This is a genomic window from Hyphomicrobium sp. LHD-15 (assembly GCF_031157355.1).
GTDB lineage: Bacteria > Pseudomonadota > Alphaproteobacteria > Rhizobiales > Hyphomicrobiaceae > Hyphomicrobium_C.
In genome coordinates, this window is sequence record NZ_JAVIFT010000007.1 from 173598 (window position 1) to 192890 (window position 19293).

The 19293-nt window shown below is 59.0% G+C and carries 17 protein-coding genes; 11 read left to right on the forward strand and 6 right to left on the reverse strand.

The genetic code is table 11. The features are described 5' to 3' along the window. The first annotated feature begins 3 nt into the window (after positions 1-3). From RCO24_RS18005 to RCO24_RS18015, 3 genes are read left to right on the forward strand one after another with little or no spacing between them, the layout of a single operon-like run. Positions 4-903, forward strand: a complete 900-nt coding sequence (locus tag RCO24_RS18005) for a glutamine amidotransferase family protein (protein ID WP_308964061.1) — start codon at positions 4-6, stop codon at positions 901-903. Beyond that, positions 903-1592, forward strand: a complete 690-nt coding sequence (locus tag RCO24_RS18010) for a protein glxC (protein ID WP_308964062.1) — start codon at positions 903-905, stop codon at positions 1590-1592. Before RCO24_RS18005 ends, RCO24_RS18010 begins: the two co-directional genes overlap by 1 nt. Beyond that, complete coding sequence (locus RCO24_RS18015; protein ID WP_308964063.1) at positions 1592-2923, forward strand: FMN-binding glutamate synthase family protein; 1332 nt, start codon at positions 1592-1594, stop codon at positions 2921-2923. Before RCO24_RS18010 ends, RCO24_RS18015 begins: the two co-directional genes overlap by 1 nt. Positions 2924-2994: 71 nt before the next feature. On the opposite strand, the gene RCO24_RS18020 is transcribed toward RCO24_RS18015, so the two are convergent. Continuing rightward, positions 2995-3657: an XRE family transcriptional regulator gene (locus RCO24_RS18020; RefSeq protein WP_308964064.1), complete on the reverse strand. Its 663-nt coding sequence runs from the start codon at positions 3655-3657 to the stop codon at positions 2995-2997. Between the two features lie 228 nt (positions 3658-3885). Here RCO24_RS18020 and RCO24_RS18025 point away from each other — a divergent pair, with 228 nt between their 5' ends. Then, a complete protein-coding gene (locus RCO24_RS18025) occupies positions 3886-5658 on the forward strand; it encodes an APC family permease (protein ID WP_308964065.1) in 1773 nt (590 codons plus the stop codon). A 569-nt stretch (positions 5659-6227) separates the two neighbouring features. Here RCO24_RS18025 and RCO24_RS18030 read toward each other — a convergent pair. Both RCO24_RS18030 and RCO24_RS18035 read right to left on the reverse strand, forming a co-directional pair. After that, a complete protein-coding gene (locus RCO24_RS18030) occupies positions 6228-7274 on the reverse strand; it encodes an ATP-grasp domain-containing protein (RefSeq protein ID WP_308964066.1) in 1047 nt (348 codons plus the stop codon). Beyond that, entirely contained in the window at positions 7271-8035 is a 765-nt protein-coding gene (locus RCO24_RS18035; protein WP_308964067.1) for a putative zinc-binding metallopeptidase, read from the reverse strand. Before RCO24_RS18035 ends, RCO24_RS18030 begins: the two co-directional genes overlap by 4 nt. 616 nt (positions 8036-8651) lie before the next feature. On the opposite strand from RCO24_RS18035, the gene RCO24_RS18040 reads away from it, so the two are divergent. After that, positions 8652-9053 (forward strand): SET domain-containing protein-lysine N-methyltransferase, encoded by a 402-nt coding sequence (locus RCO24_RS18040; protein WP_308964083.1) that lies wholly within the window; start codon positions 8652-8654, stop codon positions 9051-9053. Between the two features lie 229 nt (positions 9054-9282). Here the strand turns inward: RCO24_RS18040 and RCO24_RS18045 are convergent, their stop codons facing one another. After that, on the reverse strand, positions 9283-9771 hold the full coding sequence (locus tag RCO24_RS18045; protein WP_308964068.1) for a MarR family transcriptional regulator: 489 nt from the start codon (positions 9769-9771) through the stop codon (positions 9283-9285). 135 nt (positions 9772-9906) lie between these two features. Between RCO24_RS18045 and RCO24_RS18050 the strand changes: the two genes are divergently transcribed. Further along, entirely contained in the window at positions 9907-10698 is a 792-nt protein-coding gene (locus tag RCO24_RS18050) for an alpha/beta hydrolase (protein WP_308964069.1), read from the forward strand. A 664-nt stretch (positions 10699-11362) separates the two neighbouring features. On the opposite strand, the gene RCO24_RS18055 is transcribed toward RCO24_RS18050, so the two are convergent. Next, positions 11363-11890, reverse strand: a complete 528-nt coding sequence (locus RCO24_RS18055) for a DUF3280 domain-containing protein (RefSeq protein ID WP_308964070.1) — start codon at positions 11888-11890, stop codon at positions 11363-11365. A 174-nt stretch (positions 11891-12064) separates the two neighbouring features. Between RCO24_RS18055 and RCO24_RS18060 the strand changes: the two genes are divergently transcribed. The 4 genes from RCO24_RS18060 (at position 12065) to RCO24_RS18075 (ending at position 16871) form a co-directional block, all read left to right on the forward strand. After that, complete coding sequence (locus RCO24_RS18060; protein ID WP_308964071.1) at positions 12065-13492, forward strand: histidine kinase; 1428 nt, start codon at positions 12065-12067, stop codon at positions 13490-13492. Next, positions 13489-14151, forward strand: coding sequence for a response regulator transcription factor (locus tag RCO24_RS18065; protein WP_308964072.1), 663 nt, complete (start codon positions 13489-13491; stop codon positions 14149-14151). Before RCO24_RS18060 ends, RCO24_RS18065 begins: the two co-directional genes overlap by 4 nt. 165 nt (positions 14152-14316) lie before the next feature. Then, positions 14317-15066, forward strand: a complete 750-nt coding sequence (locus RCO24_RS18070) for a pentapeptide repeat-containing protein (RefSeq protein ID WP_308964073.1) — start codon at positions 14317-14319, stop codon at positions 15064-15066. Further along, a complete protein-coding gene (locus RCO24_RS18075) occupies positions 15066-16871 on the forward strand; it encodes a PQQ-binding-like beta-propeller repeat protein (protein ID WP_308964074.1) in 1806 nt (601 codons plus the stop codon). Before RCO24_RS18070 ends, RCO24_RS18075 begins: the two co-directional genes overlap by 1 nt. Positions 16872-17258: 387 nt before the next feature. On the opposite strand, the gene RCO24_RS18080 is transcribed toward RCO24_RS18075, so the two are convergent. Continuing rightward, positions 17259-18167 (reverse strand): AraC family transcriptional regulator, encoded by a 909-nt coding sequence (locus RCO24_RS18080; protein ID WP_308964075.1) that lies wholly within the window; start codon positions 18165-18167, stop codon positions 17259-17261. A 97-nt stretch (positions 18168-18264) separates the two neighbouring features. Here RCO24_RS18080 and RCO24_RS18085 point away from each other — a divergent pair, with 97 nt between their 5' ends. Further along, on the forward strand, positions 18265-19008 hold the full coding sequence (locus tag RCO24_RS18085) for an SDR family oxidoreductase (protein ID WP_308964076.1): 744 nt from the start codon (positions 18265-18267) through the stop codon (positions 19006-19008). Positions 19009-19293: the final 285 nt, after the last annotated feature.

Here is a 19293-nt window from a genome sequence, read left to right on the forward strand (position 1 = left end):
AAGATGTGTGGAATTGCCGGTCTATTCATTAAAGATGCCAAGCTCGAACCGGAGCTTGGATCCCTGCTTGCGCAGATGACGTCGACTCTTTGCAGCCGCGGTCCGGATTCTGCGGGCTTTGCCATTTACAGCCGCGGCGCAGGAAGCCGCGCAAAGCTCACGATCTCAGGGCCGTCTGCCGGGTTCGATATCGGTGCCGTCGGCGAGAGGCTCGCTGCCGCCTTGGGGCATGATGCCACGAGTGCCGTCCGTTACTCGCATGCGATTATCACGCTGGCGCACGACGATGTCGAACGGGCTGAGCAGTGGCTTGCCGAGAACCATCCCGAAATCACCGTCATGAGTGGCGGGAAAAGCCTCGAGATCTACAAGGAGGTCGGTTATCCGGATGACGTCGCCAAGTCGTTTGGCATTGCGGGCATATCGGGGACGCACGGCATTTCTCACACGCGGATGGCGACCGAGTCCGCTGTCACCACGAACGGCGCTCATCCATTCTCGACTGGTCCCGATCAGTGCCTCGTTCACAACGGCTCGCTCTCGAACCATGCCTCTTTACGCCGGGAGCTTCGGCGCGAAGGGATCAAGATCCGAACCGAAAACGACTCCGAGGTCGCGGCCGCATATCTCACCAAGCAGATGCGTGACGGCCAAACGCTCGGCGAAGCGCTGAAATCCAGCCTCGACGATCTCGATGGCTTCTTCACGTTCGTCGTCGGTACAGAGCGCGGTTTCGGTGTTCTGCGCGATCCCATCGCCTGCAAGCCTGCGGTGATGGCGGAGACCGATCGCTATGTCGCGTTCGCCTCCGAATACAAGAGCCTCACCTGCCTCCCCGAGATTGCCAAGGCGAAAGTCTGGGAGCCAAAGCCCGCCACCGTCTATTTCTGGGAGCACGCCTGATGTCGACATTCGATCTGACCAAGTCATCGGTGCGGGAGCTGAACGCGGCGCTGCACACGCTCAAGGATGACACCAACGATACCCTGTGGAGCGTGCTCAATCCCAATGGCGAACACTCGATTGCTGCGGGTGTCGATGCGGCCGTTGCAATCAATGTGCAGGGCAGCGTCGGTTACTTCTGTGGCGGCATGAACAAGCGCGCCAACATTGTCGTCGATGGCAGCGCCGGGCAGGGCGTCGGCGAGAACATGATGTCGGGGCGCATTCACGTCAAAGGGGATGCGAGCCAGAGCGCGGGCGCGACGGGCCGCGGTGGCCTGCTGATTGTCGACGGAAATGCGTCGGCGCGCTGCGGCATCTCGATGAAGGGCATCGATATCATCGTTAAAGGCGATGTCGGGCACTTATCGGCATTCATGGGGCAGAACGGGCGCCTTGTCGTGTTCGGTGAAGCGGGCGAGGCGCTTGGGGATTCGATCTATGAGGCGCGTCTGTTCGTTAGGGGCCCGGTAGCCGGACTTGGCGCCGACTGCATCGAGAAGCCGATGCGCGATGAGCACAAAGCCGAACTTATCGAGTTGCTGGCGGCATCCGGACAAGATCACAAGGTCGATGTCGCCGAGTTCCGCCGCTACGGATCGGCGCGCAAGCTTTACAACTTCAACATCGACAACGCCGGAGCCTACTGATGACCAGCCACGAACGAAACTGGGTGCCTACCACTCCGCGGAAGTCGGCAACCTTCGACGACTACACTCTATCCGAGATCCGGCGCGCCTCGCTCACGGGCATTTACGACATTCGCGGCGGTGGTTCTAAGCGCCGGCTGCCGAATTTCGACGACCTCGTGTTGCTCGGGGCTTCGATGTCGCGCTATCCGCTCGAGGGATATCGCGAGAAGTGCGGGACGGATGTAACGCTCGGCACGCGGTTCGCCAAGAAGCCGATTAAGCTGAAGATCCCCGTCACCATCGCGGGCATGAGCTTCGGCTCGCTGTCGGCGAATGCCAAGGAAGCTCTTGGCCGCGGTGCTTCGCTCGCTGGTACGTCTACCACGACCGGTGATGGCGGCATGACGCCGGAAGAGCGGGGACAGTCCGAAACTCTCGTCTACCAATACCTGCCCTCGCGGTACGGCATGAATCCGGACGACTTGAGACGAGCGGACGCGATTGAGATCGTCATCGGCCAAGGTGCCAAGCCTGGCGGCGGCGGTATGCTGCTCGGCCAGAAGATTTCGGACCGCGTGGCCGAGATGCGCCAGCTTCCCAAGGGGATTGACCAGCGTTCTGCGTGCCGGCATCCCGATTGGACGGGTGCCGACGACCTTGAGATCAAGATCAACGAGTTGCGCGAGATCACCGACTGGGAGAAGCCGATTTATCTCAAAGTTGGCGCCAGCCGGCCCTATTTCGATGTCGCGCTCGCAGTCAAATCCGGAGCTGACGTGGTCGTGCTTGACGGGATGCAGGGCGGTACTGCCGCCACGCAGGAAGTGTTCATCGAGCATGTCGGCATTCCGCTTCTCTCGGCCATTCGCCCGGCCGTGCAGGCGCTCCAGGATTTGGGGATGCACCGGAAAGTTCAGCTCGTGGTTTCAGGTGGCATTCGGAACGGTGCTGATGTCGCCAAGGCTTTGGCTCTAGGCGCGGACGCCGTTGCGATCGGGAGCGCGGCCTTGGTTGCGTTGGGTGACAACGATCCCAAGTGGGAAAGGGAGTACGCCAAACTCGGCTCGACGGCGGGTGCTTATGACGACTGGCATGAGGGCCGCGATCCGGCGGGCATCACCACTCAGACGCCCGAGTTATCTCAGCGTTTGGATCCGGTCATTGCCGGGCGCCGTCTCGCAAACTACCTCAAAGTGATGACGCTCGAGGCCCAAACCTTGGCGCGCGCTTGCGGTAAGAACCATCTTCACAATCTGGAGCCGGAAGATCTCGCCGCGCTCACGCTAGATGCGGCCGCGATGGCGCGAATTCCACTCGCTGGAACGAATTGGATACCTGGCGGCGTCTAAGTGCAGACGTCTCCCCCCACCTGCCGGGGGCGAAAGCTCCCGGCCTTTTTTGTTGGCGAAGGTGCCGCCGCTTATTCGCTGTACATGATTATCGATAGAAATCGAGCGTGCTCGTCGAGCAACCGCTCAGGTCCATGGACGACATCGCCTGAAAACGTGAAGGCGTCGCCCGGTTCGAGCAAATAGGTGAGATCGCCGAAGCGGTACTCCACGCGTCCCTGCAACATATAGATGAACTCAGTGCCGGGGTGGGAAAACCGTGGGTAGGACTGGCTCTTCTTGTCCATCTCGATGAAGAAGGGATCAAAGAGCTTCTTGGGTCCCTTGTCGTAGGACAGCAGCTTGTAGGTATAGCCATACTTGGTTCCGACGCGGACCACCTCCATCTGCTCGCTGCGCTTGACGAGCTGTGCCGTGCCCTTCTTTCCGTCTGTCCTCTTGAACAGATCCGATAGGCCAATGCCCAGGGCGAGGCAGAGACGTTCGAGAGCATCCAAGCTCGCCGTTGCCATGCCGTTCTCGATCCGGCTCAGCATTGCGCTTGAAATGCGAGAGCCTGTGCTCAGATCGGCAAGCGTAAGATTGGCTTCAAGCCGAAGCTGCTTCAGCACCTCACCGATGCGCTTTTCCAACGGTACGTTTGCCGTGTCGTGCGATCGTTGTGATTTAGCTGCCTGAGCAGCGGGCTGACGAGGGCGGCGCGGCGGCGCGCGCCGCACTCTAGCTTTGACCATGGGTTTTCTCATCGGACGGAGGATGAAGGGATTCTCTGGCCCCATTCTGCCCCCCTAGCCGCTGACTTTGCAACTCGGGCTATCTCTTAGATGAGTTGCCGATGAGGCAAAAAACTTGCACCATGGTTATGCAAAAATATTGCATCATTTGCAACTCTGCGGCAGTATGCCCCTCCTAAGGCGCAAAAAAGCACCTCCTCTTCGAGAGGAGCCTAGGGAGCGATACTCATGCAAAACGCGGTTGTTACGGGTGCCGACGCGCCCGGTAAATCCGGGCCGGGACAGGCCTATCCCGGTGACGAGTTCGGTGGGCTACACAGAACGATCGATTGGAAGGGGGCGTTCTGGATCGCGAGCGGTGTGCCCGCACTGGTGCTCATCTCGATCGGCGGGATGGGGGCAACCGCCGGCAAGCTCGCCTTCCTAGTTTGGGCGATCTCGGTGGTGATCGGGCTTTTCCAGGCCTACAGCTACGCCGAAATTGCGGGTCTGTTCAAAAACAAGTCGGGCGGTGCAGCCGTTTACGGATCGGCGGCCTGGCTCCGTTACAGCAAAATCATCGCGCCGCTTTCGGTTTGGTGCAACTGGTACGCCTGGACGCCGGTTCTCTCGCTCGGCTGCACCATTGCGGCAGGATACATCCTCAACGCGATTGCGCCGATCCCCGTCTTCACGGCTGAGTCTCCGGAAGTCCTGGCGTGGTTGAAGAACGTCGCCAATGCTGCCGCCATCGACGGGAAGTCTGCGGAGGAGGCCGCCAAGATGGCGATCGCCGCCGTCACGGAGGGGGCGACGCCGGCGCTCCGCACGATGGTGCTTGCCAGCTTTTCGTTCTTCGGACTCGCAAAAATCGAGATCGGGCCAACGTTCTTCATCGGCGCCGCCCTCATGCTGATTACTTTTGCGATCCAGCACCGGGGCATTCTCGGCACCGCTCGCGTGCAGACGGTCATCGGGCTCTTTGTCGTCATTCCAATGCTCATCGTCGGCGTCGCGCCCTACTTCAACGGAGGCGTGAACTACGAAAACTACACGCCGCTCGTGCCACCCAACGGAGAGTGGAACAACGGGGGTTGGACCTACTTTCTTGGTGCGCTGTTCATTGCCGGGTGGTCGACCTATGCCTTCGAAACGGCGGTCTGCTATACGCGCGAGTTTCGAAATCCGGCCTCGGATACGAAGAAGGCCATCATCTCGGCCGGCATTCTGTGCGTCGTCCTGTACACGCTCGTTGCAGCGAGTTTTCAGGGCTACCTTGGGCTCGATGGCATGACCCAGCCGGGCATCGTGGACGGCACCGGCGTCGCGGCCGCGATGGGGCACATGGTCGGGGGCGGCTCGCAGTTCGTTACGCACCTCCTTGAAATGATGATGATCCTCGCGCTCATTCTGGCGATCCAGATGGCGATGGCCGGGTCATCGCGCACGCTCTACCAGGGCGGCGTCGATGGATGGCTTCCGAAGTATCTTGCTCACACGAACGAGCATGGTGCTCCGACGCGTGCGATGTGGACGGACCTCATCTTCAATCTCGGCCTGCTCACCTTCGCTGCGTCCGATGCGACCGCCTACTACCTGATCCTGTCGATATCGAACGTCGGCTATATGATCTTTATCTTCCTCAATTTGCAGTCGACGTGGATCCACCGCATCGATAGTCCGCATATTCCGCGTCCCTACCGGGCGCCGAACTGGCTTGTTGCGGTAAACGCAGGGCTCGGCTTCTTCAATCTGTTCCTGATGGGCGTTGGAGCCAAGGTGTGGGGTAACCCCAATGCGCTTTGGTACGGGCTTCTGTTCGGCTTGCTCATCATCCCGGTGTTTCTGTTCCGGCACTACGTGCAGGATAAAGGGCGATTCCCGGACCACATGCTGATTGATCTCGACCTCAAGAGCCAGGATCTCGGCCAACGGCGCGCGGGAATTTTGCCCTATCTGGCGCTGGCTGCCGGCGCCGCCATCACGCTCTTCGGGCACTTCTACTTCCAGCTCCCCAGCTGAGGGCCGGCGAGGTCGGCGGCCGGAACTCCGGCCGCCGTACCATCTGCCCAGTTTGGAATTCTATTCGATCTCGACGGCAACGGTTTCTACTGGCGGTCGGAGCTAGATGACCGACGCCGCCTTCGGGGCATGGGGGCTCGTTAGCAAGAAGCCCCCATCGCTCACTCTTCACATGGATGCGGACCGCGTGCAGCGAGCCCGTAATCGACGACGATTGATGGTCTCGGACTTACGTTTTGGAATTTTGGAGTGTGGCGGAACTCGGCGTGTGGTCCATGGACATCGCCTAGACTGTCAGCTGCTTTTTCGCCTTCGACTTGACGATTAGCGAAAGTAGAGAGTGCACTCATCTCGCTCCGAGCGGCTCAATCAGCGGAGCTGAGCCGGCTAGGACGGATTCGGATTTAGCGATAGGCTGGTTGAAAGGTCTGCTCATCAAGGCGTAGCGGACGTAACGTCTCTGCTATTTAGTGTAGGCTATGCTCGGTCACTGGACGTCAGTTTTGGGGACATGCCAACCCGGGCGCTGCGTCACGGAGATACGACCCCCAGCTGTCGATGCCAATTCGTCAGATTATCAGTCGCTCGGGATCGTAGCTCATTCCGAAACGAATGAGCCGTTCGATCAACTCCGGGTATTCGATGCCCGCGGCCTCCGCTGCACTGGCGAAGTCCTCGTCCGAGGCGATCTGCGGATTGGGGTTGGCTTCGAGAAGATAAGCCTCCTCGTCAGCCGTGACGCGGAAGTCCAGGCGCGCATAGCCGCTGAGACCAAGCAACCGATAGATATCGCGGGACAGCTTCTGCAGTTTTGTTGCAAGTTTTTCGCTGATCTCGGCCGGGCCTGTCATCACGCCGGCCTGATCCTGATAGTCCGGATCCCATTTACCTCGGCCCGTCGCGATTAAGGGTGATCCCGCAGGTCTGTTCTCTACGAAAAACTCCCAGGGTGGCAGCACGGTCACGCGCTCGTTGCCCATCATGCTGACATAGATTTCCCGGCCTTCGATGTACTCCTCTGCAAGCGCAGCCGACGTCGCAGTGCGATGGATGAACTCCACGCGCTCCATTAATTTGACGTCATCGCGCACGATCGACGCCCCCGAAATCCCGATGGAGCCTTCTTCGGTCAGCGACTTGACAAAAAGTGGAAACCCCAAGGCCCCGGGCCGCTTTGTTGCGCGATTGATAGGGAAGATAGCGAACTCCGGCACCTTCATCCCATCATAAGCGAGGATTTTCTTGGTCAAGGCTTTGTCGCGGGCGATCGTGAGGCCGCGAGGGTTGCAGCCCGTATAAGGCTGCCGGAGCATCTCCAGGAAGCTGACGACGTGCTGATCGAAGTGCCCGACGTGGTTGAATTCCTCAGCGAGATTAAAGACGATATCCGGTTTGTGGGCTTCGAGCGCATCGGTGATCGCCGAAAGATCGTTCGAGATACCGATCGGAACGAGGGTATGACCGAGCGACTCGATGGCATTCTTGACGTCGTATTCGGTCTTCCGAAGCATCCGCTCTTTGCCGCTGAGCTCCGACAAGTCTCCATTAGGCAGCAATCGCTCGTCCGCCAGCAGGATGACCGTCAGCTTCTTCTTTGACTTCTTGATCGTGGTCATAGCGGCAGTCTCGGGCTGTTCCGAATGATTGAGACGGTCGCGCGGGAAACGAGCCGCGATACCCTTTTTACCGTTTCCGCCTTCGGCCGCGATTGTCTGAGCTTGAGGATGCGCGCTCGATGGACGAGCTGCCGCAAAACCTGATCGACGACGTACGCTGGAACGCCGAGAGGCTTTGCCGTGCGCCGCCGAAGGCGAGTCCTGTACTCTGCCAGCAGAGCCGATGCCGACATGTGCCCGCGCCCGCGAGAAACTGAACCGTTCGCCTCGAAGATCCGCTGCAACGCGCCGTCGAATTCGTCTTCGGCATCGATGGCGTAAAACTCTCGCTTCTCTTCGTAGTGTTGACCGAGTGTCCGCGTGCAGTCGCGCAGCTCGTTCGCAACCCGCCTCGGCTTGATCTCGGGCTCGACGTTACGAAGATCGTGCATCCATGCGTCGACCGCGCTTAATTTCTCATAGGCCGGCCAGTCGCGGTACTTCCGTCGCCAGCCGCTTTTTGACGTGAGCCACACGGCAAAGGTCTCGGCAAAATCCTCGACCGGATGCGATTGCGCGTACCAGGCGTTGAGATGCTGTACGAAATCGCGGCTGTCTGAGTCCGCAACGTAGTCGTTCGGATACGCGCGTTGCGGGGAACCGAACACCTTGCGATACTCGCGCATCCTGCGCAGCTGGAAAGCTTCATCCACCGCATGTCCGGTTTCATGCCGCACGATGCTCAGCGCTTCATCCAGGGATGCGCCTTCGGCTTCCAGCATCATCTTGCGCTCGAGGCGGATCAACCGCGGGTGCAGCAGATAGAACGGGACGGCGAACCCAACGACCTCATCGGGATTATACCATTGTTCGGAGATCCAGAGAGTCGGCCGGAAGCGAATATCGCGTGCCATTAGTTCATCGAACACCGAATTTGCACGCTGCTCGATCACGGAGCCCTTGAGACGGAGCGGCAGATCGCAGAACCGCAGACGCAGCAGTTCGCTATCTGGCAGTTGATCTAGGCGCGACGCTCGTATGGTCATGCTGCTCCAAAAGGTGGCTCCGGTCGCCGGGACGACCGAATAATGCGGATGCTCGGAATCGTTTAGACCACGAACACATACCTGCAACACCCAAAAGATGGCGTCACCGCGATAAAAATTCGATCCGTTCCAATGAATTAGCCTTTATGAGCCGAACTTGGCGGCGATCCAAGCAGGCTACACGCCGCCGGAGGCGAGAATCCTCGTCTCCCCCACCTGACCGCTCCCGCAGCGACGAACAGTCCAGAAAGCGGAAACAAATGGGGCTCGTCAATTTTCTGCTTGAGGCTGTTCATTGGGTCAGCATATGGACGCGGGATTGATGGTAAATAAAGTACGGTATCCTACTCCGATGAAGCGACGCTTCCTACCTGCGCCCTACCGCCTTGCAGTCCGTCGGTCGCTCAGTGGCCGAGGTCTTTTCACTCTCGATCGCATTCCCAAGGGTTCGTGCGTCATCGAATATGTCGGACACCCAGCCACAGCCAGGCAGATAAAGGAAAACCGCGGGAAGTACCTTTTTTGGACGAGCGACACGAGCATGATCGACGGGAACATACCGGCGAATACCGCCCGCTTCATCAACCACTCCTGCGCACCGAATTGCGAGATCTATATCCGCAAACGTCGCGTGTATGTCTTCGCGCTCCGCAACATCAAGCCTAGCGAAGAACTATCGTACGATTACGGCGAGGAATATTTCGAGATACATCTGGCCGGACGCTGCCTTTGCGCCAAGTGTTCTAAGTCGTGAACATCCGTAAACCGTCTCCAGTATCGGCATGCGCTTGACGGGCGATATCGAATTCCCCTTATGGCGGCGAGATCTGCTTCGGGTCACATCCGGACTTCGGTTATTGGCCATTCAAGGTGTCCGCTTTCGGCGAGGTGTGGAGGTCCGACTCTCGGAATCCTCACAATAAATTTCACAGCGCACTGAGGGGCAACGGGAAGTGGCCTCGGCAATGTCCATGTCCTGGGGCTCACTCGTCGGCCAGGGTCCAGCCTCCGATGTTCTCGTAGATCGCGTCGCGCAGACGCCTCACGTCGGCATTTAGTACACCCAGTTCGCGCGGAGTCTGTCCAGATGCTGATAACAGGGCGTTGCCGAGGCACCCGGATTTTACGCGCAACGCTCGCCCCTTGTCGGTCAGTGCCACGACGACTTGGCGCTCGTTGTCTGGGTTTCGCGCCCGATGCACCAGGCCGGCGCTTTCCAAGCGCTTCAATAGCGGTGTCAGCGTGCTCGACTCCAATGCGAGCTGGCTGGCGATCGCACCGACGTTTTGCCGATCTTCCTCCCACAGAACGTTGAGGACGAGATACTGTGGATAGGTCAGTCCGAGCTCGTCCAGCAGAGGCTTGTAAGCGCGCTGGATGGCGATACCTGCAGAATAGACGGCATAGCAGAGCTGGTCATCTAACGGCACGGGGGCGCCATGTGGTGGCGATCTTCTGGTCGGGGTCTTCATCAAAGGTCTCCTGGCCCGTGAGGCTGCCGCTTAAAATAGTATCGCGATAAATATTATCTTGACAAGGGCTGATTGGGTGCATTAGATGACAATTATCGCGATAATAGTTATCGAGCTATCGTAGGAGACATCATCATGATCACCGGCATTCGTAGTGCGGCCTTTGCCGCGGCCTCAGCCATTGCATTCTCTGGAACAGCCCAGGCCGGCCACCGCATCCCCGAGAGTCAAGCTGTGCGCAACGTGGTGCTCGTGCACGGTGCCTTTGTCGATGGCTCAGGCTGGCGCAGCGTCTATGACGACCTCACGGCGCGCGGATACGATGTTACAATCGTGCAAAACCCCCTGACCTCGCTCGAGGAGGATGTTGCGGCAACCACGCGCGCCCTTGCCAGGCTAAGCGGTCTCACGATCCTCGTCGGTCATAGCTGGGGCGGCACGGTTATCACCGAAGCGGGAGCGCATCCGAATGTGGCGGGCCTTGTTTATCTTTCGGCACTCTCACCCGACGCTGGAGAGACAACGGCTCAGCAATATGACGGCTATCCCGCTGCGTCTGAATTCGTTCTCGATGTCGGCGCCGATGGATACGCGGTCGTGCGTCCCGACAAGTTCCAGTCGGGTTTCGCTGCCGATGTCAACAACTCCGACGCGGCGTTCCTGCGCGACTCTCAGCTACCCATCAACATGTCCGCGTTCGAAGCGCGCCTGACGCACGCCGCGTGGCGGTCAAAGCCTAGCTGGGCCATCGTCGCCACCGAGGACCGCGCGTTTGGTGAAGGGATGCTGCACGGCATGGCGCGCCGTATCGGAGCGACGATCACCGAGATCCCTGGCAGTCACGCAGCTTTCATAACACAGCCGGCGGCGATTGCGGACGTAATTGATCGCGCGGCACGCGCCACGTCTCAACCAGCCTTGAACTGATCTTCATCATGCGTTGGCGGCGACAAGCGGGTCCGATAGGCCCCGCTTGTCGCCGTTTACGTGCCCGCATGGATCGAACTTCACGACAGCGCTCGTTAGTCACCGCGGTACATTTAGCGCTCGTGGTGCGAGCTATGCGAAACGTATGCGCCCATGTTGTACAGCATGAGAACGCCAGGAGCGTTCTACAGGCCGGGCGATATCGAAGCCCTCCAGAATTTGTGGGCGCGCTCGATGTTCCTCTTCGGCCAGTCCTGAAAGACGCTCTGAGACGTAGCACTCGAGAAGCAATAGAGCTTTTGGGTATCGGGATCGATCCAGTTCAACGAACAATCAGCCTTGATCTTTGTGCCCGCCGCCAGCCCTAGCGGATCATGACCGTCAAACTCCGCCTTCATGTGCGCGGGGGGCACAGCGGCCTTCCAGATTCCTATGCCTTCGCGCCTTGCCGGCGCAGTCCTCACTTCGGGGCGCGCGGCACTACCAGCCTGCACGACTGTTGAGGACAAGCACAGCGTGAGAAGCGTCGCGTATCCTATCCTGCTCAACATAAACATTGGCAATCTCCGTGCTATTTCAAAGCAGTTTTCCGTTCATCGGCCGAGTCAACAGTGTCCGACGCCGTCAGAGCTTTCCCGCGGGCGAACGTGCTGCGGGCCTTTGGTCAAGAGACGCCGGGCAGGAGGTAGTGCTTAAGCAGATAGTTGATGGCTCTCTCCCACCCCTCGTCAGAATTGTTGCGGATGTCGACACTCTTGACGAACACCATTTTGTTGGCGTGGACGTCGGCGATGTAGACGTTCATGTTAAGAATGAGGTTCGAAACCTTTTGAACGTTGATCCAGGCTACCCAATCCGTGCCGACCTCCTTGGCATAATCGATCTCGCAGCCACCGCATTCGCCTGGCGCCTGACCGGACGCGATCCTTGCCAACAACTTCGGGTCAATTTTTGCGAAGCGGTACTTCGTCGACTCGGTGAGTCTGTCCATGAACATTTGGCCGGTTCTCTTAATCCGGCTGCGTTCTCCATCGCTGGTCGGCTCGTAAATCTCGTTGTCGTTCTGGAAGTGGACGCCCAAGAATGCGGTGTTGTGCGGCTCAGTGGCTTCTCCATGAGCTGGCAGCATGGCGATAGTCACTAGGCCGAGAAGTGTGAAAATTGCAGCTGTGGCGATGCTCGGTAACTTCATTGGTTTGGTGCTCCTCGGATCAAAGATTGTGCTTTGAGAAAATCGCGAGCAGCCGTGCCGAGCCACCGATGGTTGCCTCACGGGCTCTGGGCATTTTCCACGACTTTCCTCAATGCGATTTCGCAGCATCGCGTTCGGCGGTAACATCGCCACATCCTAGGCTGGAGAATAACGATGACGCTTCCTCCCGCCCTCCGGGCGCGTCCGTGGCGTACCAATAGCCTCGACCTTAAATGGGTCTTGGTCAGGCGCATCCTGTTGGTCGCATTGATCTGTATGACTGGCGGAGCTGGTTTGGTACTCCGCGATGTCCGGCGAGAGGCTATCAATCTAAATGAGGAAGCCGCTGCCACGGTCGCGAGGCAGCTCGCCCTGCAGCTTACGCGCATAGACGCTGCATTAGATCGCCCCGAGCGGTTTCCGGATTGGGAGCCCCTTGCAAACTACTCGCTACGCCCAGGCCAGTGCATTCAGTTCGTGGCGGGAGGGAGCCATCAGGTTAACTCGAATTGCCAAGGCATCGACATGCACGAGCAGGTATCGCCGGACTGGTTCGTCAATGCGTCCACGACTTTCCTAGGGCAATCTGTCGTACAGCTTCCCCTAATTCATAAGGGCGAGATCAAGGGCGCTGTGGTCGCCACAGTTGAAGCTGCAGCGATAGCCGGACGTGCTTGGCAGGAGCTGTCGCGACTAGTCGGAATTGGCGCAGCCATGATCGTTTCGATGTGCTTCCTTGTGTATTTGGTGATCGCCAGATCGCTTCGGCCGACTGCCGAAATCCTTTCGGGATTGAACCGTCTCGCCGATGGCGACTTGGTTCACCGGTTGCCGCGTTTCAAGCTGAAAGAACTTGACCGGATATCGGAAGTCTTCAATGGCATGGCGCAAAGGCTGGAGACGAGTACGCAAGAGCGATCAGAGCTCTCCCGTAAGCTCGTGAATGCACAGGAGCAAGAGCGCCTTCACATCGCACGCGAACTACATGACGATGTTGCGCAGAGGCTGAGCGCAATAAGTGGCCTCGCGGCTTCGATCAGGAGGGTTTGTCAGCATTCTTCTCCAGCCGCTACGAGGCAAAGCGAGGAGTTGGTGGCGGTAGCTTCCAGCACCATGCGTGCGCTTCGCGACACCCTTACTTATCTCCGGCCTCCAGAGATCGATGATCTCGGTCTCATTGCCAGTTTGCAAAGCCTTATCCAAACCCACAACGCGCTAGCTAACAGCATGACGACGTTTAGCCTCGAGACAAGCGGAATCTTCGATGATCTGCCGACCGAGATGTCCGCGCACGTCTATCGCATTGTTCAAGAGGGCTTGAATAACGCGGCAAGACACGCAAATGCACGCACTGTTCGCGTGCTGTTGAAGAGCTCAATCAAAGTAGCCACCAATGCACGGCGCATCGATCTTGCGGTCACGGACGACGGATGCAGCCCTCAAGTCGAGACCCGAGAGGGGACTGCTGGAGTCGGGCTGGTCGGTATTCGAGAGCGAGTTTACGCACTTTCTGGAGCTATTTCCGCAGGTCATCGTGACGGCCGCGGGTTCGAACTCCAGGTCAGTTTTCCGGTGCAATCCGTCGGTGTGGCAACAGCATGACCAAGAGAATCCGAGTGATGCTCGTGGATGACCACGCGGTGGTCAGAAAGGGTTATCGAACACTGATTGAGGAACATGGGACCATTGAGGTGGTCTGCGAGGCTGCCGACGCGGATGCGGCCTACCAGCTCTACAAGACCAAGGTACCCGACGTCGTCATCATGGACATCAGCATGCCAGGGCGCGGCGGAATTGATGCGATCCGCCAAATACGTCTATGGGATCCCTCGGGGCGTATACTCGTCTTCAGCATGCACGCCAACGCGGCCTACGCGCTGCAAGCCTTCCGGGCTGGAGCCAAAGGCTATGTCACGAAAAGCAGCGATCCTGAGTTGTTGATTGCGGCCATCGAGAGTGTGGCACGTAATAGGACAGCGCTCTGTGCGGAAATATCCGAAGCATTGGCAACCAGCCGCTTGCAAGGCGACAGCAATGCATTTCAAGCCCTGTCTCCCCGAGAGTTCGAGATTCTGCAATTGATACTGGACGCCAAGTCGACTGAGGAGATCGCCAACACGCTGCATTTGGCGCCAAAGACGGTCGGCAACTACCATTATGCCATCAAGAGCAAACTTGGCGTCGTGTCGGATATCGATCTCGTCTACTTCTGCATGCGCCAGGGATTGATTGCCCCGCTAGCAAGCGTTCCGTCCTCGTAGGACTGATCTTGGAAGGCTTGAAGGCCTCGGCAACTCGCTTGTGGAAAATTCCCAAACATCCTTGGGCGGTTGACCCTGGTGCCGCACGTCGACCGGGTAATACTCTGCGAAGTTCCCCGGCCGGCATCTCCTTTTGCCCGGCAGAGCACCCGAAGTGGAATAGCCATGAAAGTTATCGCACTTGCGGTCCTTGCCCTTTGCCTTTGTCAGCCGGCGCAGTCAGCAGACATGACTGCGGGGAGGGTCGTTTCTCTACTCTTTGCCGCAACTTCTCAGGAACCACCGGATCTGTCGGGACTGGATCTCTCAAATCTTGATCTTGCCGGCGTCGACTTCAAACGCGCAAAGCTGAGGGGCGCGTCCCTTTTCGGCGCCAACTTGTCGGGAGCCGACCTGTCTGGTTGCGACCTGAGTAGGGCCATCTTAGATCGTGCCCTTCTCACAAACGCGAACTTCTCAGGTGCCAACATGGTGGAGGTAAGTATTCGGCGCCCTTCGATCTTTTCATCGATGGTTCCCGCGCAGCACGAATCCGCGAGTTTCCGGGGCGCAAATCTCGAAGGTGCATGGCTTGAAGGAAACTTCGACTACAGCGACTTCGCCGGCGCACGGCTCGTGGGCGCGCGGTTCGGCGGTCTCAACCCCAGGGACAACCAAGGCCTTCTGACGGGCGTGGTCTTACACGGGGCGAAGTTTTCGATGGCTACCATGACTGAGACGGTCCTTGAACGTGCCGACCTCAGCTTCGCCGATTTCTCTGGAGCTAGCCTAGACGGCGCAAATTTACGCGACGCGAACCTGACCGGCGCGAATTTCTCAGACGCGAGCCTCCGCGGCGCCGACTTTTCGGGGGCGATGAAATCGCAGGGCGAGCTGAGTCAATCAGCGCGCTCTTCTAGACTGAAGGATGATTGATGATAGTTGCTCTTAAGCGTGGTGTGGCCATAGCGCTTGCTTTTGCGTCCGCTGCAACAGCTTCAGTGGCCGAAGGCGTTTCAGATGCTCGTCTGAAGGCTGCCGATGGCAACCGTACCGACTGGCTACAATATGGCCGTGACTACGGTCAGCAGCGCTTTTCACCGCTCGATCAAGTCACAACTGAAAACGTCAAGCGGCTCGTTCCCAAGTGGATCTATCAAACCGGCACCGCCGCAACATTTCAAACGTCCCCATTGATTGCCGACGGCGTGATGTATCTCACGGCTCCCTTCTCGCATGTCGTTGCTATAGATGCCAAAAGTGGCCGCGAGAAGTGGCGATACGATCATAAGCGGACTTCTGAGAAGACGTGCTGCGGGCCGGCCAACCGCGGGGCGTCTATCGGATACGGAAAGATTTTTGTGGCCACCGTCGATGCGCGCCTTATTGCGCTTGATCAAGAAACAGGCAAACCGCTTTGGGACGTGATGCTTGCTGAGCAGCATATTGACCGGACAGAAGACAAGGCGCTGATGGCGGCGAGCGATCCGTTACAAAACCGAAATGTCACTGGGTCTACAGGTGTAGGTGCCGCCTTCGCGCCGCTTGTCTATGAAGGCAAGGTCATCGTCGGCATTACGGGCGTCGGCTACGGCCTGCATCTCGACAGCCCGCGTCCAGGCGCTCCTCTGGGCGCCGTCGTCGGGGTTGCGGGTTTGTACGGCCGCCCTGGCTTCCTCGCCGCCTATGACGCCGAAACAGGCAAGCAAATCTGGAAATTCGAGACGACGCGCGAAGGCTGGGAAGGCAGCTTCAGGACGCACACACCTGACGGCGTGCCGATGTACCGGGACATCGAGACAGAGAAGGCGAGCCAGGGGAAATTTCCGGATGCCTGGAAATTCGGAGGCGGCTCGATCTGGCATACGCCAACGGTCGATCCAGCAACAGGCATCCTCTATTTCGGCACGGGTAACCCTTCTCCTCAGGCTGCCGACGGAACACGTCCCGGAGACAACCTCTACACTGTGTCTCTGGTCGCCCTAGATTCGAAGACGGGAGAGCTTGTCTGGCACTATCAGCAGGTGCCGCACGACATGTGGGGCTACGATGTGGCAAGTCCGCCAACTCTTCTCGACATCGAGGCAAACGGCAAAACGATCCCGGCGATCGGACAGGCGAGCAAGCTTGGCTGGTACTACGTACATGACCGCCGCAATGGCGATCTGCTGTTCAAGTCGGATGCGTTTGTACCTCAGGAGAATCTCTTTAGGCGTCCAACGCCTGAAGGGATACGAATTACGCCGGGTCCGGCTGGTGGCACGAACTGGTCGCCTGCGTCCTATGATGCCCAACGTAGGATCGTGTTTGTCGCCGGCTCTCACATCCCGATGATCTACCGCACCGGAGAATTGCCGGCGGTCGGGGACAAGTCCGCAGTGCCCTACTTCATCATCGAGCCCTCGCCTGAAGAGAACTGGGGCACGCTGACAGCTATCGATCTTGCTAACAAGGGGCGCATCGCTTGGCAAACAAAGTTGGATCAACCGCTCATCGGAGGAGTCTTGGCGACGTCGGGTGGCCTGGTGTTCACCGGGGAAGGCGGTGGCGACTTTTCGGCATTCGACGCCAAGTCCGGTGCTAAGCTGTGGAGTTTTAACTGCGGCGCCGGCGTGAATGCTCCGCCCGTGAGCTACGAGCTGGACGGTAAGCAATACATAGCGGTAGCGGCAGGCGGCAGCCAAATATGGGGCTTTCGCCAGGGCGGTGCGGTGATCGTATTCGGATTGATAGATGAATAGCGGCTGAGCGCAACCTTGCTGCCAAGCTTGCCGGGACTTCCTTTTGGCCTTGCTGGCATGTCGGCGGCCCTTCTCCTTGTGCCCCACATATGTCAATCAGGCTCAGATAAAGGGCATATCCATCACCGACTGTATGAATACGTTTGGAGCAATGCTGCTAGTGCCTTCGGCGAGAAACTACCGGCAGCCGGCACGGGTACAACGACCGCAACCAACTCGGAAGCAATCATTTCTAACTATGGACGTGAGAGTCCGATAGAAGTCAGACACGGACTGTCAGCATCATTGCGCATGCCCGCTTTTAATCTCAGAACAGAAGCGCTTGGCAGGTAACATCGAGGTACGTCCACAAATCAGGGCGCGACCGCTATTGGGACGCTGCCGATATCATACTTGACTACTACCCTCGCGAGCGAAGCGGCTCGGGGGCTGTCCGACATGGCGGCTGAATGCAGTGCTGAACGTGCTCGCAGAACTATAGCCAACGCGCTCTGCCACCTCGGCGAGGCTGATGTTCTGCTGGCGTAGGAGGTCCTTGGCGATGGCCATACGCCAGCCGAGAAGATACTCGATCGGCGGCACGCCGACGGCACCTGTAAATCGATCGAAGAACACCGAGCGCGAGAGAGCTGACTTCCTGGCAAGCTCCTCAACGGTCCAGGCGTGTGCCGGGTCCGCATGCATCTCCCGTATCGCAACCGCGAGGCGTGCATCCCCGAGGCCGCGCAGGAGCCCGGCCGGCGCCGTCTCATCCTGGATCATCCGTAGCGTCTCGATCAGCATGACCTCGACGAGGCGCCCCAGGACGAGGTCGCGACCTGGTCGCTCGGCAATTGCTTCATCGCGAACGAGGCGCACGAGGGTTGAGAGCCGTTCCACCCCGCGCACATGTACCAGTGCCGGCAGTAGCGATACCAAGAGATCGGCGTCCCGCGAGTCGAAGACGAAGGCCCCGCCGAGCAGCCGCACGTCAGGGTCGCCATCTGGCGTGCCGTGGCGCACCTCATTCGTCTGAACCGGCGACACCTTCGGGTCTATGAGCGTCGCCCGCGCCGGCTCGAAGCCTGACATGGTGAAGCCCGGTGTCTTCGGCAGGAGCAGGAAATCTCCCGCTTCAAGCGTCAGAGGCTCCGCACCGTCGACAGTAAGACGGCAGCTCCCGTCGAGCACCGTGCAGAAGCTCGGTTGGCCGAAGTCGGAATAGCGCACTGCCCAGCGGCCGGCACCGCTGATGATCTTTGAGAGGACGGTGCGCGGGCGCAAGAGCGCGATGACTTCCGAGAGGGGATCGACCATTTCAGGACGCTAACAAATGAAATCCGGACGATCAATTGCAGATCGTCCGGAAAGCGCCGTCTATCGTCCGCGTCGTTCAAACCAAGGAGGAACGACGATGAAGACCGTGCTGATTACCGGATGCTCCTCGGGCTATGGCCTGGAGACCGCACGCCACTTTCACGCTCAGGGCTGGAACGTGATCGCGACGATGCGCACGCCCCGCGAGGGCATCCTGCCGGCGACCGACCGGCTACATATGCTGGCGCTCGACGTTACGAAGCCGCAAAGCATTCAAGCCGCTCTCGAAGCCAGTGGGCCCATAGATGTGCTCATCAACAACGCCGGCATCGGTGCGTTCGGCGCCTTCGAGGCGACGCCCATGTCAGTCGTACGAAGCTTGTTCGAGACCAACACGTTTGGCGTGATGGCGACGACGCAAGCGGTGCTCCCGCAGTTCCGCGCACGCAGATCCGGGGTGATCGTGAACGTGACGTCGAGCGCCACGCTAGTCCCGATGCCGCTTGTCGCGGCGTACACGGCCAGCAAGACCGCCATCGAAGGATTCACCGGATCGCTCGCGCACGAACTCGACGGCTTCGGCATTCGCGTCAAGCTGGTCGAGCCAGGCTACGGGCCGTCGACACGCTTTACCAAGAACGTGCAAACGCCGATCGAGGATACGATACCCGAGGCATATGCGTCATACGCCCGCTCTATCCTTGCCGCATTTGGGCAGCCAAGCGCAGTGACGACCGAGCGCGATGTGGCGGAGGTCGTCTGGCGCGCCGCGAACGACGCTTCGACACGACTGAGATATGCGGCAGGTCCCGACGCTGTGGCGCTGGCTCAAGCGAGCTAGGTTTGCGGCTTCTGGCGCCGCCAAATCTAAAGTCAGCTTTTGCCTCGGTTGCGGACAGTGCCACTTAGCGCCTCCGCACCGAGCGCAGGGAGTGATGCGAAGACCGCTTATGGGACGTTGCTTCGACACCCGCATCTCAACGGACAAATGCATTTGCCGGAACATAGGCCGGCGTAGGTTTGTCTTAGAGATAGAAGTCGCTCGAGCTCAGAGTTCCGACTTTGACGAGGATCTCGAAATCGGCGTGCCTGTCACCGTTGACGTCACCCTGCACGATCACCTCGG

What these genes read in the sequence shown, in the direction of transcription:
- RCO24_RS18005 (WP_308964061.1), top strand. Translation starts at nt 4, where the DNA reads ATGTGTGGAATTGCCGGTCTATTCATTAAAGATGCCAAGCTCGAACCG.
- RCO24_RS18010 (WP_308964062.1), top strand. Translation starts at nt 903, where the DNA reads ATGTCGACATTCGATCTGACCAAGTCATCGGTGCGGGAGCTGAACGCG.
- RCO24_RS18015 (WP_308964063.1), top strand. Translation starts at nt 1,592, where the DNA reads ATGACCAGCCACGAACGAAACTGGGTGCCTACCACTCCGCGGAAGTCG.
- RCO24_RS18020 (WP_308964064.1), bottom strand. Translation starts at nt 3,657, where the DNA reads ATGGTCAAAGCTAGAGTGCGGCGCGCGCCGCCGCGCCGCCCTCGTCAG.
- RCO24_RS18025 (WP_308964065.1), top strand. Translation starts at nt 3,886, where the DNA reads ATGCAAAACGCGGTTGTTACGGGTGCCGACGCGCCCGGTAAATCCGGG.
- RCO24_RS18030 (WP_308964066.1), bottom strand. Translation starts at nt 7,274, where the DNA reads ATGACCACGATCAAGAAGTCAAAGAAGAAGCTGACGGTCATCCTGCTG.
- RCO24_RS18035 (WP_308964067.1), bottom strand. Translation starts at nt 8,035, where the DNA reads ATGCTGGAAGCCGAAGGCGCATCCCTGGATGAAGCGCTGAGCATCGTG.
- RCO24_RS18040 (WP_308964083.1), top strand. Translation starts at nt 8,652, where the DNA reads ATGAAGCGACGCTTCCTACCTGCGCCCTACCGCCTTGCAGTCCGTCGG.
- RCO24_RS18045 (WP_308964068.1), bottom strand. Translation starts at nt 9,771, where the DNA reads ATGAAGACCCCGACCAGAAGATCGCCACCACATGGCGCCCCCGTGCCG.
- RCO24_RS18050 (WP_308964069.1), top strand. Translation starts at nt 9,907, where the DNA reads ATGATCACCGGCATTCGTAGTGCGGCCTTTGCCGCGGCCTCAGCCATT.
- RCO24_RS18055 (WP_308964070.1), bottom strand. Translation starts at nt 11,890, where the DNA reads ATGAAGTTACCGAGCATCGCCACAGCTGCAATTTTCACACTTCTCGGC.
- RCO24_RS18060 (WP_308964071.1), top strand. Translation starts at nt 12,065, where the DNA reads ATGACGCTTCCTCCCGCCCTCCGGGCGCGTCCGTGGCGTACCAATAGC.
- RCO24_RS18065 (WP_308964072.1), top strand. Translation starts at nt 13,489, where the DNA reads ATGACCAAGAGAATCCGAGTGATGCTCGTGGATGACCACGCGGTGGTC.
- RCO24_RS18070 (WP_308964073.1), top strand. Translation starts at nt 14,317, where the DNA reads ATGAAAGTTATCGCACTTGCGGTCCTTGCCCTTTGCCTTTGTCAGCCG.
- RCO24_RS18075 (WP_308964074.1), top strand. Translation starts at nt 15,066, where the DNA reads ATGATAGTTGCTCTTAAGCGTGGTGTGGCCATAGCGCTTGCTTTTGCG.
- RCO24_RS18080 (WP_308964075.1), bottom strand. Translation starts at nt 18,167, where the DNA reads ATGGTCGATCCCCTCTCGGAAGTCATCGCGCTCTTGCGCCCGCGCACC.
- RCO24_RS18085 (WP_308964076.1), top strand. Translation starts at nt 18,265, where the DNA reads ATGAAGACCGTGCTGATTACCGGATGCTCCTCGGGCTATGGCCTGGAG.